The following is a 24024-nucleotide window of genomic DNA, read 5'->3' on the forward strand; positions in this document are numbered from 1 at the left end:
GTGGCCATCATCATCTCGCCAAAGCTCAACTGGCTCTTCTTCATCCTCATCGGCGAGACGTTCCTTGAGGCGAATGAGGATGAGGCGTACGACAAGAGCATGGCGTACCGCCAGTTGAAGCGGGGCATCGGCGAGCTGAAGTCCCGGTCCAACGGCGCGATCGAGACCGTCGGGCGGGGCTTTCCCCCCGAGGTCGCCCAGCAGTTCATCACCGCGATCAACGAAGTGCTGCCCTATCTCGACCAGTTCAGCACCGACCTGGAGGACTCCGCTCAGGGCCAGGTCAACATCTCCATGCAGATCAGGGAGGCGAAGTGGAACATCATCGCCGAGTTGATCCGGCTGGCCGCCGAACTGGCCGTCATCGCCATCATGTCCATCTTCACCGGCGGTGCGAGCGCGAGTGAGGCCCCGCTCGCCCGGGCGCTGAGCAAGATCCGCATCCTGACGATCCTGGCCGAACTGGCCCGCCGTACGCACCTCATGCCGAGCCTCACGGAGGCGGCCGAAGAGGCCTTCATGACCCTCGCGGTCCGGCTCGCCATGATGACGGTCGCCCCGGTGGGCCAGCGGCCGGGCGGGATCGACTGGACCGACGTGGGCATCAGTGGCGTCTTCGGCGCCGCGGCGGGAGGATTCGCGCATCTCTTCTCAAATATCGCCAAGAATATTTCCAACACCATCGTCAACACATTCAAGAACCTTTCCAATATCGACAATAAATTCAAGAACAATATCAACATCAAGAATGTCGGCAATCACAACAACAACAACGTCAATCACACGCCGACCCCCACGCCGAATCCCACTCCGAATCCCACTCCCCATCCGAACCCCAAGCCGAGTCCGAACCCGAACTCGAATCACACCCCCACACCCACGCCGACTCCTACGCCCACACCCACGCCCACGCCGCTCAAGCCCGGCCTCGGGGCAAAACTGACCCACCAGTTCTTCGAGGGACTGTCCGACGGATCCTCGGAGACGCTCGCCGAGTCGCTGGTCATGGGCGCCTTCTACGGGAACTTCGTCCCGACGTGGCAGACCTTCGTCGGCGCCGCCATCAGCGAGCGGGTCGAGGCCGGCCTGGAACACGGCGTCACGAACAGCGTCAACTGGTTCAAGAACCTGGCGGGTGTCGGCACCGTGGCCCCCCTGAACACCGACGGCCCGCAGACCACCACGTCCACCGGCGGCGGCGATGCGGTCGGCGGCGGCGGTTCCGCGAACCCCGTGAAGCGGACCAACACCGAGACCTCAGCCGTCCTCCCGCCCTCCTCGCCGATCACCACGTCATCCGGCACCCCGCTCATCGGCGGTACCTTCACCCCGCCCACGGTCACCGCGACCCCGCTCACCCCGACCACGACACCCTCCACCATCCCGTCGTACGTCCCGCCCGCCGGCGCCCCGCTCCCTACCAGCTCGTCGACGCCGGTCTCCACGACGCCGGTCTCCACGACGCCGGTCTCCACGACGCCGGTCTCCACGACGCCGGTTTCCACGACGGGAAGCCCGATCCGGGCCGTTCCCTTGCCGGACGGGCCGGAGACGTCCGACCCCGTGAGCCCGGACCCGGCCCCGGGTCTGCCCGCGGCGACTCCAAGCCCCAGTCCGGCGCCCGGCCGTTCGACGACTTCCGGTCCGACGCGGCCGGACGCCGCCACGCCGGTGGCCCCCCAGGAGGCGGCGCCCACGCCGACCACCTCCGCGCCTCCGGCGGCGCTGCCGACGACCTCGCACCCGTCCGGTGCCCCGGCTGCCACCACGCCGCCCCGGAGCACCCCGTCACCGGACGCGTCGGAGACAAGCGATCCGGCGGTGACGGGTCCTGTAGCAGCAAGGCCGACGGCTTCCCCGGCGGCCCCGGCCCCGACGTCGTCGGGCTCGTCCAGCGCCGCGCCTACGCGGGCGAACCGCACGCCGGACGGGTCGGAGACTCCCGATCCGGCAATGACGGGTCCCGTGACGCCGACACCGATCCCGACCAACTCGACGCCGGGTTCGACGCCTTCGGGCTCCACGACGCCGACCACGACACCCCGGGCCGGCCGAACGGCGACGCCGGACACGGCACCCGGGCCCAGCACCGCCGACGGGCAGGACGAGTCGGTTCCGTCGCCGCGGCCGCGGAGCACCAACAGCGGCCCGACCCCGGAGCGGCCGCACCTGGATACCGGCACCGACACCGGCAGCCACGGCCCCGTACGTCCGCGTATGAGCAGCGATACCGAGCCGGACCCCACGCGCGACCTGGACCGCGACTTCGACGTCGATCCCAGTGCGCTGCCGGACGCCGACGCCGACGCCGACACCGTCTCCTACGACAGCGACAGCGACAGCGGCTACGGCAGCGCCGAGGACAGCGACAGCGATACCGACGTCGACACCGAGCCGTTCAGGCCACGGACCGCTTCCGGTACCTCCCCGAGCCCCCACAAGGGCAAGGGCAGGGCGGGGCCCCTGAGCGACGACACCCCCACCGTGCCGCGCGTCGACGACATCGCCGTCGCGCGGGACGACCACGCGCACGCGGTGCGTACCTTCGCCGACGCCGTCAAGTCTGTCGAGGGGCTGCGGCACCGTACGGAGTCAGGCAACGGGAGCAGCCGCGACGACTCCGCCCTCCAGGGGGCTGTCGCCAAGGCCGAGCAGGCCCGGGGACATCTGACAAGCACCGAGAGCCAACTGCGGGGCCTCGGCGTGGACCCGTACGCGCCCGCTGCGGACCCGGGTGTCGGCATCGTCCCCGTCGTGCGTCGCGACGAGTCCCAACGGCATTGGGTAGCTCGGCAGTTGTCGCCCGATGACCTGCCGGGCGATCTCGTCGGACTCGACCTCGAAGGCGCGGTCAGCATCGCCGACGTGACCGCCGCCGATATCTCGCTCAGCCCCGAGAAGCAGGCCCTGGCGCTGCTCGGCGGCCTGCGCGGCAGCGACTTGTCCCCGGTCGACCAGGTCCGGGTGCTGATGGTCCGGCCCGGCCCGTGGCCGAAGGCCCTCGACACCGCCGCGGCCAACACGACCCGGCGGACCTGGCAGCAGTCCTACGCGGACTTCGCGGACGCGGCCCCCGACCCCGCCAAGGGCGTCGCCCCCCGCGCCTGGGACACCGCCACCGGCCTGGTCCTGCCGCTGGAGCTGCACCCAGTGCTCGCCGACTCCCGGCACGCCACCGACCCGTACCGGGACGCCGTACGTCAGGTCGCCGACCACCTCGTCACGGGCGGCAGTCCGGACACGGCCACCGCCCTCGCCGACCGCCTCCGGCGCGGCCTCGGCCTGCCGTTCCGCGTCCGGGGCGGCGCCCCGGGCCCCGCCGGTACGCCGGAGGCGATCCGTACGTCCACCGGGACGGCTGCGCCGGAGACCGTCACGACCGGACCGGCCCCGGACGACATGACTCCCGCCATGGCGACCATGCCGAGCGCCTCGCCCGCCGTCACGGTCCCGGGGCCGGCCTCCGACAACGACAGCGTGCTCGACGTCCCCGGCTCGGCCGGGTCGTTCGCCATCGCCCCCCTGGCCGCCGCCAGGCCGATCCCGCCGCTGCCACCGTCCCGGGCCCGGATCGCCTTCGAGCACCGGCACAGGGACATCGATCAGGTCCAGCGCGAAGAGATCGCCGACCTGGCCGAGCAGATCGTGGTGGCAGGCCTGCGGAACCTGCAGGCCGGACTCCGGGCCCCCCGTGTCACGGTCACGGGCTACAGCAACGGTCCGCGCTTCTCGATCGGCGGAGGCGGCGCCCGGCATGCCGAGTCGGTGGGCGGGCAACGGGCGGGCAACGTGGCCGACCTCCTCCGCCAGGAGATCGCGCGCCAGTTGGGGCTCAACCATGACGCGGCGATCAATGTCGCCTACGAGCGGGGCAGGGTGCCTCGGGTCGAGGACTTCCCGGTCACCAGCGCGAGCGGCGGCCGGGACATCGACTCCGGCGGCCGGTTCGGCGGCATGAACGGCCGGGGGACGCTGCGGCAGGCGGTGATCAAGGTCGAGCAGTCGCCACTGTCGCCGGCTGTCGCGCTGCTGGAGAGGCTGGGCTCGCACGGCCCCGGATGGGGAGACCGTTCGTTCGAAACGCACGGGTTCATCACCGAGATCCTGCGCCGGCCCGATCAGGACGCTGTCGGCAGCCGGTCCGGAACCCCGAGCGTCGTGTCCTCCGGCGCCGTGAGCATCGCGCCCTCGCTCACGGACGCCGGCTCGGACGCCCACAGCGACCCGGGCGACGCCTCGGACACCGCAGCCACGGCAGCTGACGATGCCGACGCCTCCGACGAATCCGAGCACATCTCCTTCGCGACCGACGACCTGACCGACAAGCGCCGAGAGCTGTACGAGCTGGTGGCCGAGGCGATGGCGGCCGGGCGGGCGACGAGCCTGCCGGCGCTGACCGCGTTCCACCTCGGCAAGCAGGGCCTGCTGACCGAGGCCACGCTCGTCACCGCGCCGGACGGCACACCGCTGGGACGCAACTGGACCGGCCGGGTGGTGGGGGACGTCGACACCTCCTCGTACCACGAGGTGAAGGGGTGGTCCGTTTCAACCCCCCGCGACTCGCCGTGGGCCCTGTCCCCGGGTGCCCCCCGCCCTTACCTCATAGGGACGGCCGGCGGCACTCACCGGACGGTCGAGGTGGCCCTGCCTGACGGCAGGCGGTGGACGTTGCCGCAGGAGGTGTTCGGCGAGCTGGTGGCGGCGGACGCCGGCCTTGCGGCCCGCGACAGCGACGTCCCCGTGGTCCTCGCGTCCGCGAAGGCCGGTGACATGCGGCCGGACGTGCCGCGCGGGGTCGCGGTCCGGTCCGGGCGGACCGTGTGGGCGCACACCGGCAGCGTCGGGCTGTGGCCGGACCCGGACACCGGCGGGCACCGCATCGAGGTGCCCGACGACCGGGACCACGAATTGCCGCTGGGCCGGTGGTTCGCCACCGGACCGGACGACGTGGCGCCCGACGACGTGCAGCCCCGCCGGGAGCTTTTCGACGCCGGCGACATGGAGGCCGTCGACGGGACGGAGATCGACGACGACGAGGTCATGAGCGTCACCCTCACCAGCGGCTGGCGGCCCAACGGCCGCGCCGTCTTCGGCCTCCGCGACCAGAGAGACCGCGAGGAGTTCTTCTCCAAGCTGGACGCGGTCAAGGAGTGGTTCGAGTCCGACCCGGTCACGAACGCGGGCGACGGCCATGCCACACCGGTGCTGTGGCATGGCCGGAAGGTCTACTTCTTCTTCTTGCACGGGCAGCCGGGCGCCAGCCAGATTGCCCGGCAGCTCGGAGACCCCAAGCTGGTCCGCGGTCCGCAGACCGGCGGCTACCTCAGGCGGAGCCCGAGCCTGCGGCGCCTCCGCCCGGATGTACCGATCGTGCTCATCTCGTGCTGGGCGAACTCGGCGAGCGATGACCCCCGCCACCCCGCGAACGAGGCGAGCCCCGACCCGTACGTCGCCAATCCCCTGTGGACGCTCTCGCTGGCCCAGGAGGTCGCCAACGAGACCCGTCGCACCGTGTTCGCCCCCAGCCGGGTCCACGGCGCATGGCGGCAGGGCAACCGGCACGGGGTCTCCACCACCCTTGACGGCACCTCGGCCACCTGGGCAGAGGTGAGGCCCGAACCGACGCCGGACGAGCTCGACGCGCTGGCCGAGGTGGCCGGCCTCGGCACGGCCACGTCGGGCCTCACCCCGCGAGAGGCCCGCGACACGACCCTGCTGCTGGTCCGCGCCCTCCGGCACAGGTTCGGCGTCTCCGTCGAGGACGACAAGGACGACCCGGCCGGCGGCTACCATCAGCTGCTTCGCGGTATCGGCGCACTGGAGTCCATGCGCCGCCGCGACGAAAGCCTGCGGGGCACCGGGGAGTTCACCCTCGACCTGCTTGAGCAGGTCGACCGCGCGAACTTCAAGCGGCAGCCCGCCCCCGGCTCCCGGCCCTCGACGTCTCCGGGCCCCGACACGGCGACGACGCTGGTAAGCGCATTGGAGCAGCTGACCACCCACCCCGGTTCCAAGCTGAGCGACTTCGTCTCCCTGCCCTCCGTCAACCGGGCCCGGAAACTGCTGTCGGACGGCGACCCGGACCAGCGGGCCCGCGAGGTGCTGGGCCTGAGCCCGAAGGCCCCGGTCACCGCGGCCCAACGGCAGAACCTGCTGTGGGCCACCGTCAAGGCCGTCGAGAGTGTGGAGAACCACCCCGACGCCGACGCTTTGACGACGCGGGTCCTCCACCTGCGCGGCGGCGACGATCCGCGGGAGCCCGCCCGGCAGGCCGAACTGCTCTGGACGGCGGCCGGGGCGGCGGCGGCCGGCCGCGACACGGACAACCGGACCGCGCTCGCCGCTTACCACCTCCAGCTCAACGGGGCGCTGGACACCGCCACCGAGATCGGCTCGGCGGGCGGCGGATCGAACCCGATCGGGCGCAACTGGACGGGGAAACCTCTCAAGGGCCAGGTCACGGTGAACAGTTACCTGGTGAACGGCAGCAGCACCACGTCGTACCGGAGCCCCTGGCACAAGCGTGGCACCGCCCCGGCCGCGAGCCCCACCACGTACTTCCTGAACATGAACCCGGCCTCGGGACAGTCCGGAACGGTCGATATGCCCTGGCCGGACGGCAGCACCCGTGCGGTGCCCATGGACGAGATCGGCGAACTGCTGGTCCACGACCGCAATCTGTGGACCCTCGGGGCGTACGGGACCACCATCGTCCCCGTGGGGCTCCCGGGCGGGGACACCCGGTCGGCCGGGATCCTCGCCGCCCGGACTGCCACCAGCCGGACTGTGCTGATGGCGAAATTCCCTCTCCGCTTCGTCCACGATGCGCCGACGAACCAGACCCGGCTGGACATGACCGGGCCGGCGAACACCAGGGCGAAGGACTGGACGGCGGTCGCCCCGCCCCCGTTGCCCGCCCGGCAGCCCGCGCCGTCCCCCGCGCCCGCCGTGCAACCCGCCGCGCAACCCGCCGCCGATCCCGCCGTCGTCATGTCCGCGACGTCCCCGCCACCGCCGCCACCACAGCGCCCCGGCGCCACCCCGCTGGGCACCATCCCCGAGGACCCCTCGGCCCCGGCCCTCGCGCCGGCACCGCGCCCCGCGTGGATGGCGGAGCGCCGGCCGCCCCGGCTCGACCGTGACCTGCCGCCCCCGGCCGAGGACGCGGGGCCGCCGACGTTCAGCGACGGCACCCGGCTGCCCGGCTACATGGGGGACGTCGCCTCGCTGCTGCCCGACCTCCCCCCGGACCTCCGGCGGCGCTCCTGGACCTTCGGACAGGGCGACCCCGTGCTGCGCGGCGCCGACCTGGTCGTCGAGGAGCTCGGCACCCGGCTCAGCCAGCCGCCCGGCGTCCGGCCGGCCGCGCCGAAGGGCCGTGGCCCGGCCGGCAGCCCGGAGGCCGGCCTGCTGGGCGACGTGCGACGCACGCTCGTACAGTCCCCGCGCAGCTTCTTCGGCGACGGGCAGCGGTTCGTCTACGAGAGTGCGAACGGAAAGACCAGGGTGCTCACGGTCACCGCCCGGCCGTACACCCGCCGGTGGGAGAGATTCACCTTCGGCTACGCCAGCCCCGTGAAGATCGACACCATGCAGCGGTACAGCGCCATCACCGGCCGTACCGCTGTCAACAGCACCGCGACGGCGCTGGCCCCGACCACGCCGTTGGGCCCGGCCAAGAATCTGATCAGCGGGTGGGGACGGGTCTTCGCGCGGTTCCACTGGACCAAGCGCGTCCAGTACTCGTTGCAGAACCAGGTGATGAGCCAGAACGAGACCCGCACCACGGACACGTCCCACCCGCATCTCAGCGACGTCTGGTACGAGTTCACGGTCACCGACACGGCAGGCCGCCGTATCGGCCGGACCGGCAAGGCCATCCCTCCGGGAGACACCTGGCACCAGCCGGTCGGCTTCGGCTTCGCCGTACGCCGCGGACTGTACGTACGACTCGCCGACAGCATCACCGGGAGGCAGCCGGAGGCGACCCGGAAGGACCTGCCCGAGCGGATTCGGTTCGGACCCCGGTCGAACTACCGGATGATGAACACCGAGGACTACGGTCCGGTGGCGCACATCCGCGACTGGGCCGTCAAGCAGGCGGGGGTCGGGCTGGACGGCATGGCCAGCAGCCAGCTGAGCGACTTCTTCTCCACCGACGGTTTCCACCGGATGGGCCGCGTGCTGGCCGCCGGCCCCGTCACGACGCCGCCGCTCTTCCGGGACAAGGCGGGACGTGAGCCGCTCGGTGTCTTCTCCGTGGAGGTGAAGTCCGGCGAGGCGGTGCTCATCGACGGGACGAAGGCGGCGGAGCTGCGGGACATCATGCAGTCGACGGTCCGGAACGAGCGGGTCAGCGGGAAGGCGCGGGGCACCTACGTCGGGGGATCGGCCGGGCCCGCGTTCCAGTTCCTCGGGCTGGCGAACGGCAACGTGGACGTGCGGCTGATGGCCGGGTTGAACTTCCGTTACGGCGCCTCCCGCAACCGCGCGTCCGTCACCGGCGGCAGCGGCGCCGTCAAGTCCGCCGCCCAGGCCAAGGGCGACACCACCGGCCTCTACCTCGTCCAGAAGCTGGTGACCGTCACCGCGCCCCCCGACACAAAAGCCCCCCTGCCCGACCAGAAGGGCGACGGGCGCGGCAGGCCCGGGAAGCTCCGCAAGAACCCTCCCCAGAAGTGGAGCGCCCCACCACGCACCGAGACGTTCCAGACGTGGAGCGTGGAGAGGCTGACCGTCACCGAGGCCCGGCGGCTCGCCGGGCTGGACGCGAACGCGCCCCGGGGCCCCGAGCCGACCCCGCCGCCGTACCTGACAAAGTACTACCCGAGCACCCTCGGTATGAGCCGCGCCGAGGAGTTCACCTTCGACGACGGCGCCCCCACCAGGACCGTCAACGGCAGGGAACGCACCTTCCCGGAGCACTTCGCCGACCAGATGCTGGAGGCGGTGGCCAAGGCCTATCCGGACCTGGTCGCACCCCTCGACGAGCTCAACCCCGACAACCCCCGCTGGCGGGACACCGACCACTTCCAGGTGGTGCTGTCCAACACCCTGGAGGTACGGAACACCCTCACCCACCACAGCATGGCGGGGACCCTTGAGACGATGATGACCACAGGCCTGCCGATCGCCCTGGTCGACTCCCGCCGGGCCACCCGGGCGCTGCGGTACGTGTGGGTGGAGGCGCGGCTGACCCAGCGGCGCTTCGAGGGCACGCAGAAGGACGAGCGGCTGCGGTTCAGCGCGCCCGGCACGGAGACGCTGGCTGGAACGCAGGGCGGCAGCCGGGGCCTGGACGGCGGCGTCGAGGGCCTGCTGGCGCTGCGCGACGGGGGTGTCGACAACGTCGGCGCGCCCTTGCACGCGGGCACGGCGTCGGTGGGCGGCAGGTTCGGGCGGCGCAAGGACACCGAGAGCGGATACGGTCCGTCCGCCACGCATGAGGCGATGTCGATCGGTACCAGGGGGTCGCACCTCTACAGCTACCAACTCACCCTGACGGCGAACCGTGGCGGCTTCCGGCGGTTCCGCAGCCTGCTGCGCGGCGTACTCTTCCTGAACACGCTGGGCACGCAGCCGTTCGTCTTCTCGGAGACGGAGACCGAACTGCTGGGCCCGGGCACCGGGACCACCGGGACCACCTCGGGCGGGCAGCCCGTGCCCACCGCCGCATCCACGACCGCGTCCACGCCGAACGGCGGGCCGGTGGTCGGGCGGGTGCTTCTCAGCATTCCTGTCGAGCACGCGCCCACCCGCGATCCCGAACTCCCCCGGAACACGCTGAGCGGCATCGCGCTGCCCATGACCCGGAGCCGGGCCCGGGCCCTGGCGCTGGCCAGGCGCTCGGTGTTCGACGAGGCCGCACGCCGGACCCCCGCGGACTACCGGAATCACCCCCATATGACGCTCACCGTGGTCGCCGATCCCGCGGTGGCGAGCGCCGCGGAGGAGGTGCTGAAGGAGTCCTCCGGCGGCTCCTGGACGATGTCGCAGAAGGGTGCGCCGGCCCACGACTCGGCGATGCGGGTCTTCCAGAGCCAGTACCTGACCGCGAACTTCGACCAGAGCTCCGCGCCGACGGGCTGGCGGGCGTCCGGGCTGTGGGCCAAGCTGCCGTACCTCAACCGCACGTCCGTGCTGGCCCACCGGACCCGGATTCCGCCCAGGACGATGGTCGCCCTGACCGGCGCTGTCCCGGTGGACGCCGAGACCACGGTCGGGGGCATCACCCAGGCCAGTGGCCGCAGCAACAGGACGAGCACGCTGTTCTTCGGCGGCCAGTTGGTGTATCTGCACTCCCACGAGGCGGGGCCCGGGGTCTCCGGCAACTACGGTCTCTTCGTCAGCCCGTACCGGCTGGACCGCTCCGGGATGCTCGCCGTTTCCCGGGCCGCCATCTCGGAGATCAACCGCAAGGACATGGGCCGCCAGGTCCTGGTGCGCGGCGACGTGGAGCACGAGATCGCCGCCGTCTCCAGCACCGTCGGCCGGACGGCGACGCGCTGGCGCCGGTTCCCGCGCCTGTTCGCCGGGGCGGCGGGGCGGCGCGTCCTGGTCGACGGCGGCTGGGTCGGGCACATACCCGAGAAGAGCGCCTACCGACTCGGCCTGCTGACCGACCGGTGGGGCGACGTACCGAGGTACACCGGGCGGTCCTGGTCGCCGCAGCCCTGGCTGCTCGACAACCCCTTCGGCAGCTTCCCGGTCAACTCCCTGAACACCGCCGGGGTGCTGGGCGACTTCGACCGGAAGGTGCGCCCGCTCGGGCTGTCCAAAGCCGACCGGGACACGATCCACCGGCTGGTCTCGGACCGGCTGGTACGTGCCATCGGCAAGGAGATGGTGGGGGCGGGTTCCTCGGTTCCGGCGGAGATCGGCCGCTGGGGCTCGCAGAGCGTGCAGATGTGGGTCGGCAAGCGGCAGGTCCGGGCGCGGGCCGAGCTGATACCCGTGAAGGTGCCGCGCGGTACGGCCGCGGAGGCCGGGACGGGGTTCGGCGGCCTGGGGCACAGCGTGGAGCTGGAGGAGCACCGGCAGGCCGTGGAATCGGTTCAGGAGGGCAGCGGCCGGGCGTCCGGCGCCGCCGTGGGAACCGTCGTCACGGAAGGCGTGCACACCGTCAACAACACGATCAGGGCCGCCGGTCCCACGTATTCGGAAATGGGCTCCACCGTCCAGACGGCGGCCCAGAACCGTCAGGACGGCAGTGTGCGGATCGCCACCGCCACGACCACGCAGGCACACGGCGAGTACGTCACCCGGTACCGGCTCCGCCTCACCATGGAAATCACGGACGGCCGGGATCCGGACGGGTCCGCCGCTGCCCCGGTGCCCCCCGGCAGGCGCACGCAGGGCCTGAAGCGCTGGTGGCAGCAGTGGACCACGCGGCAGAAGCGGGTGATCGAGTCCGAGGGCGATGTGGGCGAGCTGATCGAGCACTATCCGCTCAGTCTCATGCGCCCCGACCCGGTCGTCCCGGCGGCCGGGGGCACCTCGCCGGGGGCCGGGCCGGATCCGCTGGCCCCGCCGGAGCTCGCTCCGCCCGGCGAGCCCCGTTCGGTCGCCGTGCCGCGCGCCATGGGAGCCGGCGGGTGGCATGACGTGCGGCACCCCGGCGACGGCACCACGAAGCCGTTCCAGCTGCCCGAAGAGGGCTTCAAGGTCCGCCGGGTCGTCGGCCTGGGCAACCTCCACGCCGCCAACACCGTGGCTCTCGCCGCCGCGTACGACCCCTCCCTCACCGTTCCGCGGAGCGGCCTGCTCGACGAGGAGTTGCTCGCGCGGGCCAGGGACACGTCGCTGACCCGCCCCGGCACCGGGCCCGCGCAGAACCTGGAGGACGGCACGAGCAATGGCGCGCTCTCCGCGTTCTACGACCGGACCCTGGCCCCCGGCGGTTACGAGGTGCCCGGCCTGACCGACCGCGGCTTCTTCGGCGGCGCGGACGGCGACCTGAGGCTGTACTCCAGGCCCGACTTCGGGGGAGCCCAGCTGCTCGCCGTCACCGACGGTCTGAAGCACGAGTCCCCCAGACGCGACGTGCACGGCGGCGGCATGTCGACCTCCCGCGTCGGATCGACGGAGTCCTCGCTCGGCGGCGGCCCCGCCACGTCCTCGCAGACCACCGGCACCAACCAGATGGGCGCCGGCTCCGGCGACTCCTCCACCGACTCCGACGCGCTGGCCTCCTCCGCCGACCGGCTGGCCTCGGTCAACATCAAGCCGAACCCGACCCGGTCGTTCCTGTTCGCCATCCCCACCACCTTCCTGAGCGTCGCCGGAGTCCAGCACCATGTGAAGGACAGCGGGGTGGGCAGGGCGGCCCGCAGCGTGTTCGGCAACCCCGGCCGCGGGCCGCAGGCGATGGAGACCGACACCACCGTCCTGGCCTGGGTACGCGAGGACGTCGCCCGTGAGCTGGGGCTGATCGACGGCACCGGCTTCCCGCCGAAGGTGGACAAGGCGTGGGACGCGGTCACCAAGGCGGACAAGGCGTGGACCGGCGCCGACAAGGAGTACTGGGACCTGCGCCGCGACGGCGAGGCCAAGCGGCGGGCCGCCCTCGCTACGGCCGAGCAGAACCTGGCCGTGCTCACCGCCCGCGCTCCCGAGACCCTGCCGGACGTGATCGCCGCCCGCACCGCCCTCCGCCTGCTCGACGAGGCGGCGGCCATCGCGGAACCCGACCACGAGGGCTGGGCCGACCTGCGGCGCCAGGAACACGAAGCGGCCCAGGACCGGCTGGCGGGCCTGCTGCGCGCCGCGGCCGCCGAGGTCACCGACGCCCGCACGGCCCGGGATACCGCCCAAGCCGAACTGGACGGCCTGGGCGACGACTTGAAGGGCCTGCGGACCACCGCGGAGGCATTGGCCGACGAGTACGCCCGGGTACGCGAGGCCACCGACCGGCTCACCCGCTGGCACCAGCTGAACGCCACCGAACAGGGCCGCACGCGGCTCGGCGCCACCCCCGAGCCGGACGAGGTGACCTTCACACCACCGAAGATTGCCGCCCCGGAGAAGGACGCCGCCAAGAAGGACCCGGCGAAGCCCGAGAGCCGGACGCCGACGGCCACCGGTGGGGGCCCCGCGTACGACAAGCCGCCGTGGCAGTCGGCCGGCCACCAGGGCGTTCGCCGTTTCGACGCCGCGACGGACCACCGCACGCTGTCCGCGACGGATCCCGACGGGAGCAGCTATGTCTTCGACCTGGATCCGCCGAGCGGCGGCGGCAACGGCTTCTACGCCGCCGTCCAGGGGGCCAGGGGCCGCGGCACCCGCGACGCCGAGTGGCTGGCCGGGCAGGTCGCCTTCAGCAACCTGATGCCCGACGACGTGGCGCTGGACCCGCAGGCGGTGTTCCACCTGGCGGAACTGGGCAGCCTCGACGTGGCGCTGCGGAACGAGATCGAGGCGAACGGAGGCGTCCTGCCCGACTCCGCCCGGGCCGGCCTCACCCCGGAGCACCGCCGGAGACTGATCCGGCTGCACGTCCGGAAGGCCCGTCAGTGGGATGCCGCGACGGCCGGCCTGGCCGCCTCCATCTCCGCGCGGACGCTCGGCGTGGACCTGACCGTCGTCGCCGAGGACGGCTCGTACCGGCACTACTCCGGAGCCCGTCCCGACGCCACCGGACCGCTGGAGCAGGTGACCGTCTACCGGCGCGGCGACGACTACCTTGCCGCCCGTCCCCGCCGGGCCACCCCGGCGCCGCCGGTCCCGGAGCCCACCCCACCCCCGACGCCGAAGCCGGACCCTTTCGCGGCGGCCGCCGTGCAGGTGGCGACGGGCCATCTGGGGACGATCGGGCGGCGGCCCATGCTGAAGCTGTACGCGCAGGCGGCCGTTGGCGGCATGTTCACCAGCTTGCGCGGTGCGGGCGGCCGGGTGACGGCCACCGGCGATCGGCAGCGCAAGCTGATCGCCGATGTGCGGACGTTCTACCGTCACTCGGAGTCGCTGGCCAAGGACGTGGGTCCGCATGGGCCGGTGCGGCTGTATCGCGCGGTGCAGATGGACCCCGAAGCCCGCTCCGCCGAGGGGTTTCTGGAGCGGATACCGTCGTCGACGTCGCTGAGCCCCGACCATTGGCGGGAGTGGACTGCCGTTCAGGGTGGCGCGGCCAACTACGCGATCTTCGAGATCAACGTGCCGCCCGGTCACCGGATGATGGTGTTCTCGTATCCGCCGGGGCACGTCCCCGGCCCGGGTGACCCGGCCGAGATCAACGCGGACCAGCGCGAAGTCCTGCTGGGGCCGAGCCGTTTCACGGTGACGGGCCGGCGTGCGGAGGGCGACGCCACCGTCATCACGGTGGACGCGCACCCGTTGACCCTGGACGAGGCCTTGACGGCGATCAAGGAGACCGGCTCGGACCTGGGGTCCGACCGGGCGTATGAGCTGTTCTCGGCGTACTTCCGCGGCGACTCGCTGCTGCGCGCCTTCGACTTCTCCCTCAAGGGCGCCCGCGTCGCCGAGGACGTCTCCGGTGACGGCCTGACACGTACGTTCACGGTGACCCGCCCCGACATCGCGGACCACCATGTCACGTTCACGATCCGGCACGACCCCGGCGCGGGCTCGGTGCACGTGGAGCGCAAGAACAGCGAGGGAAAACGGTGGGCCAGTGACTGGGACGCGGACAACCTGGACGTGATCGCGTCCCATCTGCGGTCGGGCCGGCTGCACGAATCGCCGACCAGCTTCGAATCCCTCCCGGTGCCGAAGGCCTGGCGTGAGACCCCGGTGCCCGCCCCGGAGGTTGTGGAGCAGACGGTCGTTGCCGCCCGGGGCAAGCCGCTCAGGGTTCCGGCCACGGGCGACTGCCTGCTGTACTCGTTCATGGCGAGCGACCCCCGCTTCGTCCGCGACGTCCTCGCAGCCTCGGGCATCGGCTCCCCCGAGGTCCACGCCTGGCTCGGCGATCCGGCGGCGGTCCGGGACGAGCTGCGCAGGGTCGCCCAGATCTTCAGCGCGACCAGCCGGCTCCCGGACAGTCCCTCGGGGGCCGCCATGGCCGCGATGTACTCCTACGTACGGCGGTACGTGGAGACCCACGCCGACACGCTGCACCCCCAAATCCTCGGCCAGTTCCGGAACACCGCCGCCGCCGGTTTCACCGCCCGGCTGACCGGCATGGACCGTGCCGATCTGCTGGACCGCCTCGCCCACCACGGCGTGGACCGCGTCACACTGGCGGAGGCCTTCGAACCTGAGGACCTCAACGCCCGCTACACCGTGGCCCGCGCGGGCACGGCGGAGCCCCGGGCGGCCGGCGACCCGGCGCTCCGCCACCAGTTCGCCTATCTGGCCGACCGTGACCTGCTGCCCCGGCTCGGGGAGCTCACGGACACCCAACTGCGCAGCCTGCTGGGCGCGGTCTACCCGGTGAGCACTGCCTCGCTGGACCGCGAGGAGTTCGCCGCAGTCCTGAACGCCGTCACGAACTGGCGGCTCGAATGGGAGTCCGACACCGGGGAGATCTTCCTCCCGCTGCTCACGCACGCCTTCGGAGTACGGACCGACGTCGTCTCACATGGCGGCGGACAGAACCCCAGTTGGGGACTGCAGGACGCCACCCGCGCCATCGAGGTCCACTACAACGGTTCCGACCACTACAACGGCAGCGACGCCGCGCCCCTGACCGTTCAACCCACTCACCCCGCTCTCCAGCCGGCCACCTTGTTCGATTCCGGCCCGGATGACTCGAACGACCCGATCGGTCCGGCCGGTCCGGCGCCCGCCGTCACCGAGTCCGCCCCTGCTCTGCCGCGCCTGCATAGTGAGGTACAGCTGTTGGCCCGCGAGGTGGCCGAGGTGGGGCTGCGCGACGTACGGGCCGGGCTCACAGCGCCACGCGTCACGGTGACGGGGTACAGCAGCGGTTCCTGGCTGACGCTGTTGGGGAGCCCCCGGGCGGCGCAGAACCTGGCGCGGCAGCGCGCGGAGGCCGTCGCCGCCGCGTTCCGGGCGGAGATCGAGCGCACCCTTGACCGGCTCCAGCGAAACGATCCGCCCACCGCCCTACGGGTCGGGCCCGGAGTCTTCACGGTCAGGACGCTCAGCGCCGGGCGGTCGACCGGCGGAGCCGACGCGCGGCCAACGCGGATCACGGTCGTCCGGTCGCCCCGGGCGGACGCCGTCGACCGGCTGGACATCCTGCGCCGGGCGGACCCCGACCCGGCGCTGAGCGGGGGTACCTTCGACGCGGACCGGACGGCCCGCCGCGTCCTGCACCTGGACCCGTCGGACCCGGTGCCGGACGAGCGGCTCCGGGAGCTGTACGCGCTGGTCGACGAGGCGATGGCGGCCGGCCGGGCGACGAGCCTGGCGGCGCTGGGCGCATACCACCTCGCCCGGCAGGGCGCGTTCACCGCGAGCACACTGATGACGGGTCGTAACGGCCGGGCGACGGGCCGCAACTGGACAGGCCGGGACGTCGGGATCGTGCCCACGGAGAGGTACGTCGAAGTGCGCGGCGGCATGGTCGACGGAGGAAACATCATCGGGCGGTGGAACCGCGACGGGGAACCCCGTCCGTTCGTCGTGGCCGCCGAGGGGGGCCACAACCATGTCATGGTGCCGCTGCCGGACGGCTCCCGGCACCGGGTGCCGCTGACGGAGTTCGCCGAACTGCTGGCCATGGACCCGGATCTGGCCGCGCTCGACGCCGCCGTCCAGGTGGTGCTCGCGGTGCCTGACGCCGGTGCCCGCGGACTGGACCTGCCGCGTACGGCCGCCGCCCGGATCGGCCGGAAGGTATGGGCGAACGACGGCGACGCGGGGCTGTTCCGCGACCCGGAGACGGGCCGGGACCGGATCGCGGCGATCGACGGGCGGTCGCCGGGGGCGCAGAGCGGGCGGCTCGGCAACTGGCTCCTCAGCGGGCCGGACGACCTGGGCCCGGAGGGGGCGCGGGACGGCCGCATCCGTACGATCACCGGGGAGCCGGTGCCGGACAGTGAGATCCGGAGCGTCACCATCGCCGACGCGGGGCGGTCGATCGGACGGGCGATCTTCAACAAGGCGGACCTGCGGTCGCGGGAGCCGTTCTACCGGCACTTCGCCCGGATGGACCAGACCGTCCGCGTCGATCCCGTCACCGGGAAGCTGATCGGCAAGCCCGAGCGGGTGCCGTGGGCCGGCCGGAAACCGTACTTCCTGCACCTGCACGCGCTGCCCAACCGCATGGACTTCGAGGCCGGCGGCCCCAAGCCGCACAAGGTGGGCGGTGACCAGAGCGGGGGGTTCCTCCGGCGGCGACCGAGCTTGCGGCGGCTGGCCTCCGACTCCCCGATCGTGCTGCTGGGCTGCTGGATCGACGTGGCCGCGGACGGTTCCCCGACGCCGAGCAGGGTCGGCTCCGCACCCTTCGCAGCCGATCCGCTGATGACGATCTCCGACGCGCAGCGGGTCGCCAACCGGACCGGGCGCACGGTGTTCGCCGCCGAACGCCCCGGAGGACTGAGGTATCTGCCGGACGGCACGCCCGTCTTCGCGATCGTGACCGACGCCCTCAACCGGCCCGTCAGCTGGCGGGAGGTGCGGCCCGAGCCGAGAGGCACGGCGCTGGACGCGGCGGCCCGGACCGCCGGTCTGCACAACGGGACCGGCATCGCTTCGCAGGAGGTCAGGGACGACGCGCTGCGGCTCGTGCGGGCGTTGCGCCTGACGTTCGGCGTCTCCGTCGAGGACGACCGGGACAACCCCGCCGGGCAGTACCAGCGGCTGCTGCGCGGCATCGGTGCCCTGGAGAGGATGCGGCAGGCCGATCCGGAGTTGCGGCAGCACGGCCGCTTCACCATGGACCTGCTGAACCACGCCGCCGAGGCCTACGCGGACTCCACCCCGGACGGCGTCCGGGCGCTCCTCCACGCGGCCCCGGCCACCCCGCCCGGGACGCGGCTGCGCAAGGTCCTCGGCCTGCCCGCCGTCGAGGGCGCCATCTCGTGGCTGGCGAGCGACACGCTCACCCCCGACCGGCTGGCAGCGCGGATCCTGGGCCTCGGCCCGGGCTCCGGCCCGGGGGTGACCGAGGCGGACCGGCAGCGGCTGTTCTGGGCGATGGTCAAGGCGTACGCGAGCCTGGCGGCCGCTCCCGATCAGGATGCTCTGGCCGTCAAGGCGCTGCACTTGGCGGACCCCACGAGCCCGGTCGACCAGCCCAGGCGGGAGGAACTCTTCTGGCTGGCCACGGCAGCGGCGGCGGCGGGCCGTGATGTTCGCGCCCCGGCCGCCCTCGCCGCGTTCCACCTCGAACAGAACGGCGCGCTGTCCCCGGGCACGCAGATCCGCTCGGCCGACGGCCGGGTGCTGGGCCGCAACTGGTCCGGCACGCCGCTCACCGCTCCGCTGGCCGTCGACCGGTATGTCATGTCGCCCGACGGCAGCCTCGCGGGGGGCACCTCCCACCGTCCGCCGTGGCCCGCCGACACGGACCACGGGGGCGTGCGGTGGTCGCCCTACTTCGTGGTGGCCGGCGGCGCGGCCGGCCACGTCGACATGCCCTGGCCGGACGGCTCCAGCCGCCGGGTTCCTGCGGACGAGATCGCCCGACTACTGGCCGCCGACCGCTCGTTGAACCGTCGCCCGACCGGCCTGCCGGTCGTCACGGTGGTGCCGCACACCGGTGCCGCCAGCCCCCTGGCCACGGCCATCACCGACCGGGCGGCGACCGCCAGGGCCGTGGCCTCACCCACCGGTGCGGTCGACCTGCGCCTGGATCCCGAATCCGGCGAACACGTCATCGTGGTGACTCCGTCCGCCGGACCGGACGCCTGGACGCTGACCCCCGTCCCGGAACAGGCCCAACCGCCCGGCCGGACCGTCGCAACCCCCGCCCCGGTCGAGCCCGCCACGGACGGCGAGTTCGACCGGCAGGCCCTGGCGGTCGACCGGGACCACTTCCTCGGGGCGCTGGCGGCCGTGCTACGCAGGGACGCGCCGGCGTCACTGCCGCCGGCCGCCTCCGCCCCGGCCGGGGCGGAGGGGCTTCGCGGCTGGCTGGAGCGGCGGTTGGCGGATGACACCGAGGCCGCCGCCGGTCTCGGCGGCCTCGGAGCAGCACCCGTGATCGACCCTGACGAGATACTCACCACCCGCGAACTCGGCCGTGTCGGTGCGACGCGGACCGAGCTGACGCAGGCGACGCTCCAGGGCGGCCGCGTCCGTGCCGGGGACGTACAATTGACGGCTCGTCAGCAACTGAGGATCCTGCTGGGCCGTCCCGAGGGCGCCCGCAGCGCACCGGTGATCGAGGCGCTCGCAACCGTGCTGGCGGCCGAACTGGGCGTCACTTTCACGCTGGTTGACGCAGCCCGGCACCGGTTGGTCATCGGCCCGGGCGGTCGGGGTCCGGCAGTGTCGCTCGACGTTCACCAGCTGTATGTACTGAGGCAACCAGAAGTAGTCCAGGGTTGATTCAGTGCACGAGGAACCCGTGAAGTGTGGCGAGCGACCGTGTGGGATGGATGAGGGCCTTGTGCGTCTGGAGTGTGGGTGCCGGTGAGTGAGCGGAGCGATGGGGCGATGCCCACGCCACCCGAGGACATCGTCGAGGCCGCACGGCTCGCGCCCGACCACTGGATCAGCATGATCGACCCCGGCTGGCCGGGCGAGGGCGTGCCGCCCGACTGGGCGGTGGTCGGCCGGTGGCGGTCCGGACCGACCGGTGAGATCGAGGAGTGGGAGGACAACGAGACCTACCGCCCCTCCCCGGACGCGCTCGGCTGGCCCGAGCCCGCCGACGACGTCGACGAGGCCCTCCAGCTCGCCGTCACCGGCTATGGGCCTGCCGAGGGCGTGACGCGCGCCCTGGCCGCCGCCGAGGTCGCGGTGCTCACCCTGCCCGACGGGGAGCCGGTCACCGCCGTCGCGTCGGACGGCACGCCTGTGGTCCCGGTCTTCACCTCCTCGCCGTACCTTGACGCGGCCGGGGCGTTCGCCTTCGAACTCGTCGCTGTGTCCGACCTCTTGGACCGCTTGCCGAAGGGTCACGCGCTGTACGTCAACCCGTCCGGGCCGGCGGGCGTCGTCCTGGTGACCGGGTCGCTGGCCGAAGCGATCGCGGCCGGGGCGGCGGCCCCGGAGATCCCCGAGGCGGTCCGCGTCGCGACGGTCGGCAATGCGGCGGTCCCGCACCCGGCGGAAGCGATCCCCGGGGAAACGACCCCGCACCCCCTGGACGTCAGGGCGACGGAGGAGACCGGATGAGCCGCAGGACCGGCCCCTTCGGTCGCCGCAGGGGCGGACCCTCCGAGGAGGGACCGCCCCCGTCGGAGCCGCGCGCCCCGCGGCCGCTGCCCCGGGTTCTCGTCGAGGACCACGACGGCCTGTTGGTGCTGCGCTCGCCCGCCGACGACACCCTGCGCCCCGCCGACATCGCCGACATGGCCCGTACGTTCCGTACCGACGGCAGCACCGTGACGCTCGTGGCCGCTGCGGAGGGCGAGGCGGCCGGCGATCTCTGGTCCCGGATGAGCGAGACGCTCGACTCGCTGCGCGAGGCGGGCACGAAGTCCGTACGACTGGTCATGGCCGGAGCCGGGAACGACCACCCGGACCGCCCCGCGGTTGCCCGACGCATCGCCGACGCGTGGGGCATGGAGGTGGAGGCCCCGGACGGGCCGGTGTTCGTTGTGCCCGGCGGCTCCGTCTTCGTCCCGTCCGGTGGTGGCGGAGCGGCGGCGGACGGGGGCTGGCGGCGGTTCACGCCGGGGCTGAAGCCGATGGCGCTCGGCCCGCGCAGCCCCGCCCCGTCCTGGCAGTCCGGCCTGCGCGGGATACCGGCCCGGACATCCGGCGGCTGCGTGGTGGACCAGATCCCGGCGGGCCTGCTGGTCCGGCCGGCCGAGGCCGCCGGGCCCCAGCCGGGCGACCTGTTCCACGCCGTACCGGTCGACCCCAGGCGCCCCGCCGTGGTGGTGGGCGTGCCGTACGGCGAGGACGTCGCCGCTTCGGAGGTGGCCGAGTTGCTCAGCGCGCTCCCGGCCGAGGTCCGGCCCGGCGTACGGCTGTGCCCGGGCGGACTGCGGGACCTGCTGCCGCTAGGCCAGTCGGTCGCCTGGATGCTGGGCGCCGCGGTGGAAGTCACCACAGGGCTCCCGCTGTTCGCCGCCGACGGCCTGCTGGGGACGTACGGTGTCCGGTCCGTGCTGGTCGGCCCGGACGGTATGCCCCGGTGGCTGCCGTTCGTGGACGCCGTCATGTGCGTGCCGTCCGAGGAGGCCGAGAGCCCCGCCCCGCCGCGGCTGCTGCGGTGGTCCCCGCCGCTGCGGGGACCCGGCCGGGCGGAGGAGGGCGTCGTCCACCTCTCCGACCAGTGGCAGGCCACGGTGACCCGGGCCGGGGTGTGGGTGGGCCCGCGCGACGGCGTTCCGCTGTCCCACAGCGCGCGCCCGGTCAGCTCCGAGGGGCCCGCCGTCGAGGTCGGGCGGCCCGGCGAACGGCTGGAACCGTCGCTGCTGCCCGTACTGTCCCGGCTGCTGGACGCCCTCGCCCCCGACCTTCGCAAGCGCGCCACCCTCCATGTTCACGCCACCCCACCGGACGGCGGCCGCGAACTGCGCCGGCTCGCCGCCCATCACGGCCTCCGCGTCATCCGCTTCGCCCAGGCCCCGGCCCAGGCCCCGGCCGTCGGACCGCGGCGGGCGCCGGCAGCCGCCGCGGCCCCGAAGCCGGTCCCGGCCGCCGCGACCGCGACGGCGACCGCCCCGGTGGGGCAGGTGTCTGTCGCCCCGGTCCGGGCGCCCGCGCCTGCCCGGCAGGCGCCGGCGACCGCAGAGCCCGAACCCGTCCCGGCCGCGCGGCCGGGCCCCGCTCCGGAAGCCATGCCCGTAATCACGGCCGCAGCCGCGCCCACGGTCACTTCCCCCGGCTCGCCGGAACCGGATCCGGTCTCGGCTCCCGCCCCGCGTCCGATGCCGGGGCTGAGTTCCGCCTCCGCGTCGGTCCCGGTCTCCTCCGCTCCCGCCCCCGCTCCCGCCCCCGCTCCCGCTCCCGCCCCTGAGCCCGATCTCGTACGTACTCTCGTCCCCGAGCGCGAACGGGCCCCTGTGCCGCCGCTGCGAACTCCGGTCCGTCCCGTGGCCCGGAGCCCGCTGGCCCCCCTCAGGGTCTCTCCCCGGCACCGCAGCACGGAAGCCGACCGGAGTGCTCTGCGGGCGCTCGCCGGACCTGTGTGGGAGCGGCACAGCGCGGCCGTGTCCCGGGCGCTCGCCGGGCTGCCGGCCCTGCGCGGCCAGGAACAGGAGGCCGCCCGGGCCGACCTGATCGCGCTGCGGCTGTACCTCCAGAGCGCGGACGGACCGCTCGGCCACGCCGAACTGGTCCGAGCGCTGCGCTCCGGCGAGGACCGGCTGCTGCCGTACGCCGCCTGCCTGGCCTCCGGGCTGAGCAGGCTGCCTTCGTACCGGGGAGTGGCTCTGCGCGGTGCCGGGCCCGACGCCGCCGGCCTGCGGCCCGGGGCGCTGCTCCGCGACCCGGGCCCGGTGAGCGCCCTGCCGTTCGACCCGGCGGGGAAGGCGCGGGTGCCGGGCGTGGGGTACGCGATCTGGTCCATCACCGGCCGGCGCGTACGGCAGTTACTGGACGAGGGCGACGAGGTTGTCTTCGGCCCGGGCACCCCGCTTCCGGGTGCTGGACGTACGCGCCGACGGCGCGGCCACGCTGGTCCTGCTGCGTCAACTTCCCGACGCCGTCGCGGCGTCCACGGGCCTGGACGACGCGGACACCACCGCCCTCGCCCGGCTGGAGCAGGCCATCAAGGACCGTACGTCGCCCGGCACGGGCACCTGGCCGGAACGCTGCGCCGGTGCCATCGGCGAGGACTGAGGGAGCGGACAGCATGCCCCACGAGAAGCCTGGCCTTTCCGTGACCGGGGACCCGCCGCCGACGGGCGGCGGGTCCCCGGTCACCGTACGCCGCGCGGCGGCCCTGCCCGCCGTAGCGGGGGATCCGGGCGCCGCCCTGACGCCGCGCGGGGCCGAGCAGCAGGTCCCGGCCGCCGCCACGGCCGTGGTGACTCCGGTCCCGGAACGGGTCCCGGAACGGGTCGCGGCACCGGTAAGGGTCCCTGAGCCGAAGTCCGGGTCGCAGCCGGCAGCGCGACCTCACGCGTCGTCGGAAGTCCGGGTTGCCGCAGCGGGGGAGGGCGCGGACGGGGATGCGGACGGCGCCGGGGAGGCCCGGCCGCTCTCCGCCGGGCCGCGCAGGCCGATGCTGGCCGCCGCCGCCATGACCGGGGTGCTGCTGATCGCGGTGCCGTTCCTCGTCCTGGCGCTGGGCGACGACGGCAAGCCGGACCACTCGGCCGCGGCGACCGGCACATCCGGTACGGCCGGTACGGTCCTGGCGCCCGGCGAGCCGGACGGATCCGCGAGCCCCTACGCCACCACCTCACCGTCCGCCTCGCCCTCGGTCTCCCCGAGCGCCAAGGTGAGCGCTTCCCCGGCCAACGCGTCCGGATCGCCGTCGGCGGCCCGGCGGACGGGCCAGGCGCAGTCGGACGCGACCAAGGCCGCCAAGGGCACGTCGGCCACGCCGGCCAAGGACACGTCGGCCGGGAGCGCGAGCACGTCGACCACCAGCGCGGTCACCCACACCGTGAACCTGGCACTGGGCAAGGAGGTGGAGGTCGACAACCACAGGCAGGACTACGTGGGCTCCAACGTCACCGACGGCGACGCCAGTTCGTACTGGGAGAGCACGAACGGCACGGACCAGTTCCCGCACCTGGCCAGCGTCGACCTCGGGGCGGAGAAGAGCGTTGCCGAGGTGGTGCTGAAGCTCCCCCCGGTCGCCGACTGGAACTCCCGTACCCAGACCCTGATCGTGTACGGGGCGCACAACACCAACAGCTCCTTCGTGCTGGCCCCCTCCGCGGCGTACACCTTCAACGCGGCCACCGGAAACACCGTCACCATCCGCTTCACGGCGGCTTCGACCCGCTACGTCCAGATCTGGTTCACCGCCAACAGTGGCTGGCCCGCGGCCCAGCTGTCCGAACTCGCGGCCTACTGAGA

The 24024-nt window shown here is 73.3% G+C and carries 4 protein-coding genes; all 4 read left to right on the plus strand.

All coding sequences use genetic code 11. From position 1 onward, the window contains the following. Positions 1–19422 carry a lonely Cys domain-containing protein gene (locus RWE79_RS35630; protein ID WP_475944332.1) on the plus strand — a complete coding sequence of 6474 codons (19422 nt, stop codon included), beginning with the start codon at positions 1–3 and terminating at the stop codon, positions 19420–19422. 108 nt (positions 19423–19530) lie between these two features. Next, positions 19531–20214, plus strand: a complete 684-nt coding sequence (locus RWE79_RS35635; RefSeq protein WP_475944334.1) for a type VII secretion system-associated protein — start codon at positions 19531–19533, stop codon at positions 20212–20214. After that, on the plus strand, positions 20211–22877 hold the full coding sequence (locus tag RWE79_RS35640; protein ID WP_475944336.1) for a hypothetical protein: 2667 nt from the start codon (positions 20211–20213) through the stop codon (positions 22875–22877). The genes RWE79_RS35635 and RWE79_RS35640 overlap by 4 nt, the downstream gene beginning before the upstream one ends. Further along, complete coding sequence (locus RWE79_RS35645) at positions 22847–24022, plus strand: discoidin domain-containing protein (protein WP_475944338.1); 1176 nt, start codon at positions 22847–22849, stop codon at positions 24020–24022. Before RWE79_RS35640 ends, RWE79_RS35645 begins: the two co-directional genes overlap by 31 nt. Positions 24023–24024: the final 2 nt, after the last annotated feature.

It is taken from the genome of Streptomyces sp. RLA131 (assembly GCF_056270125.1).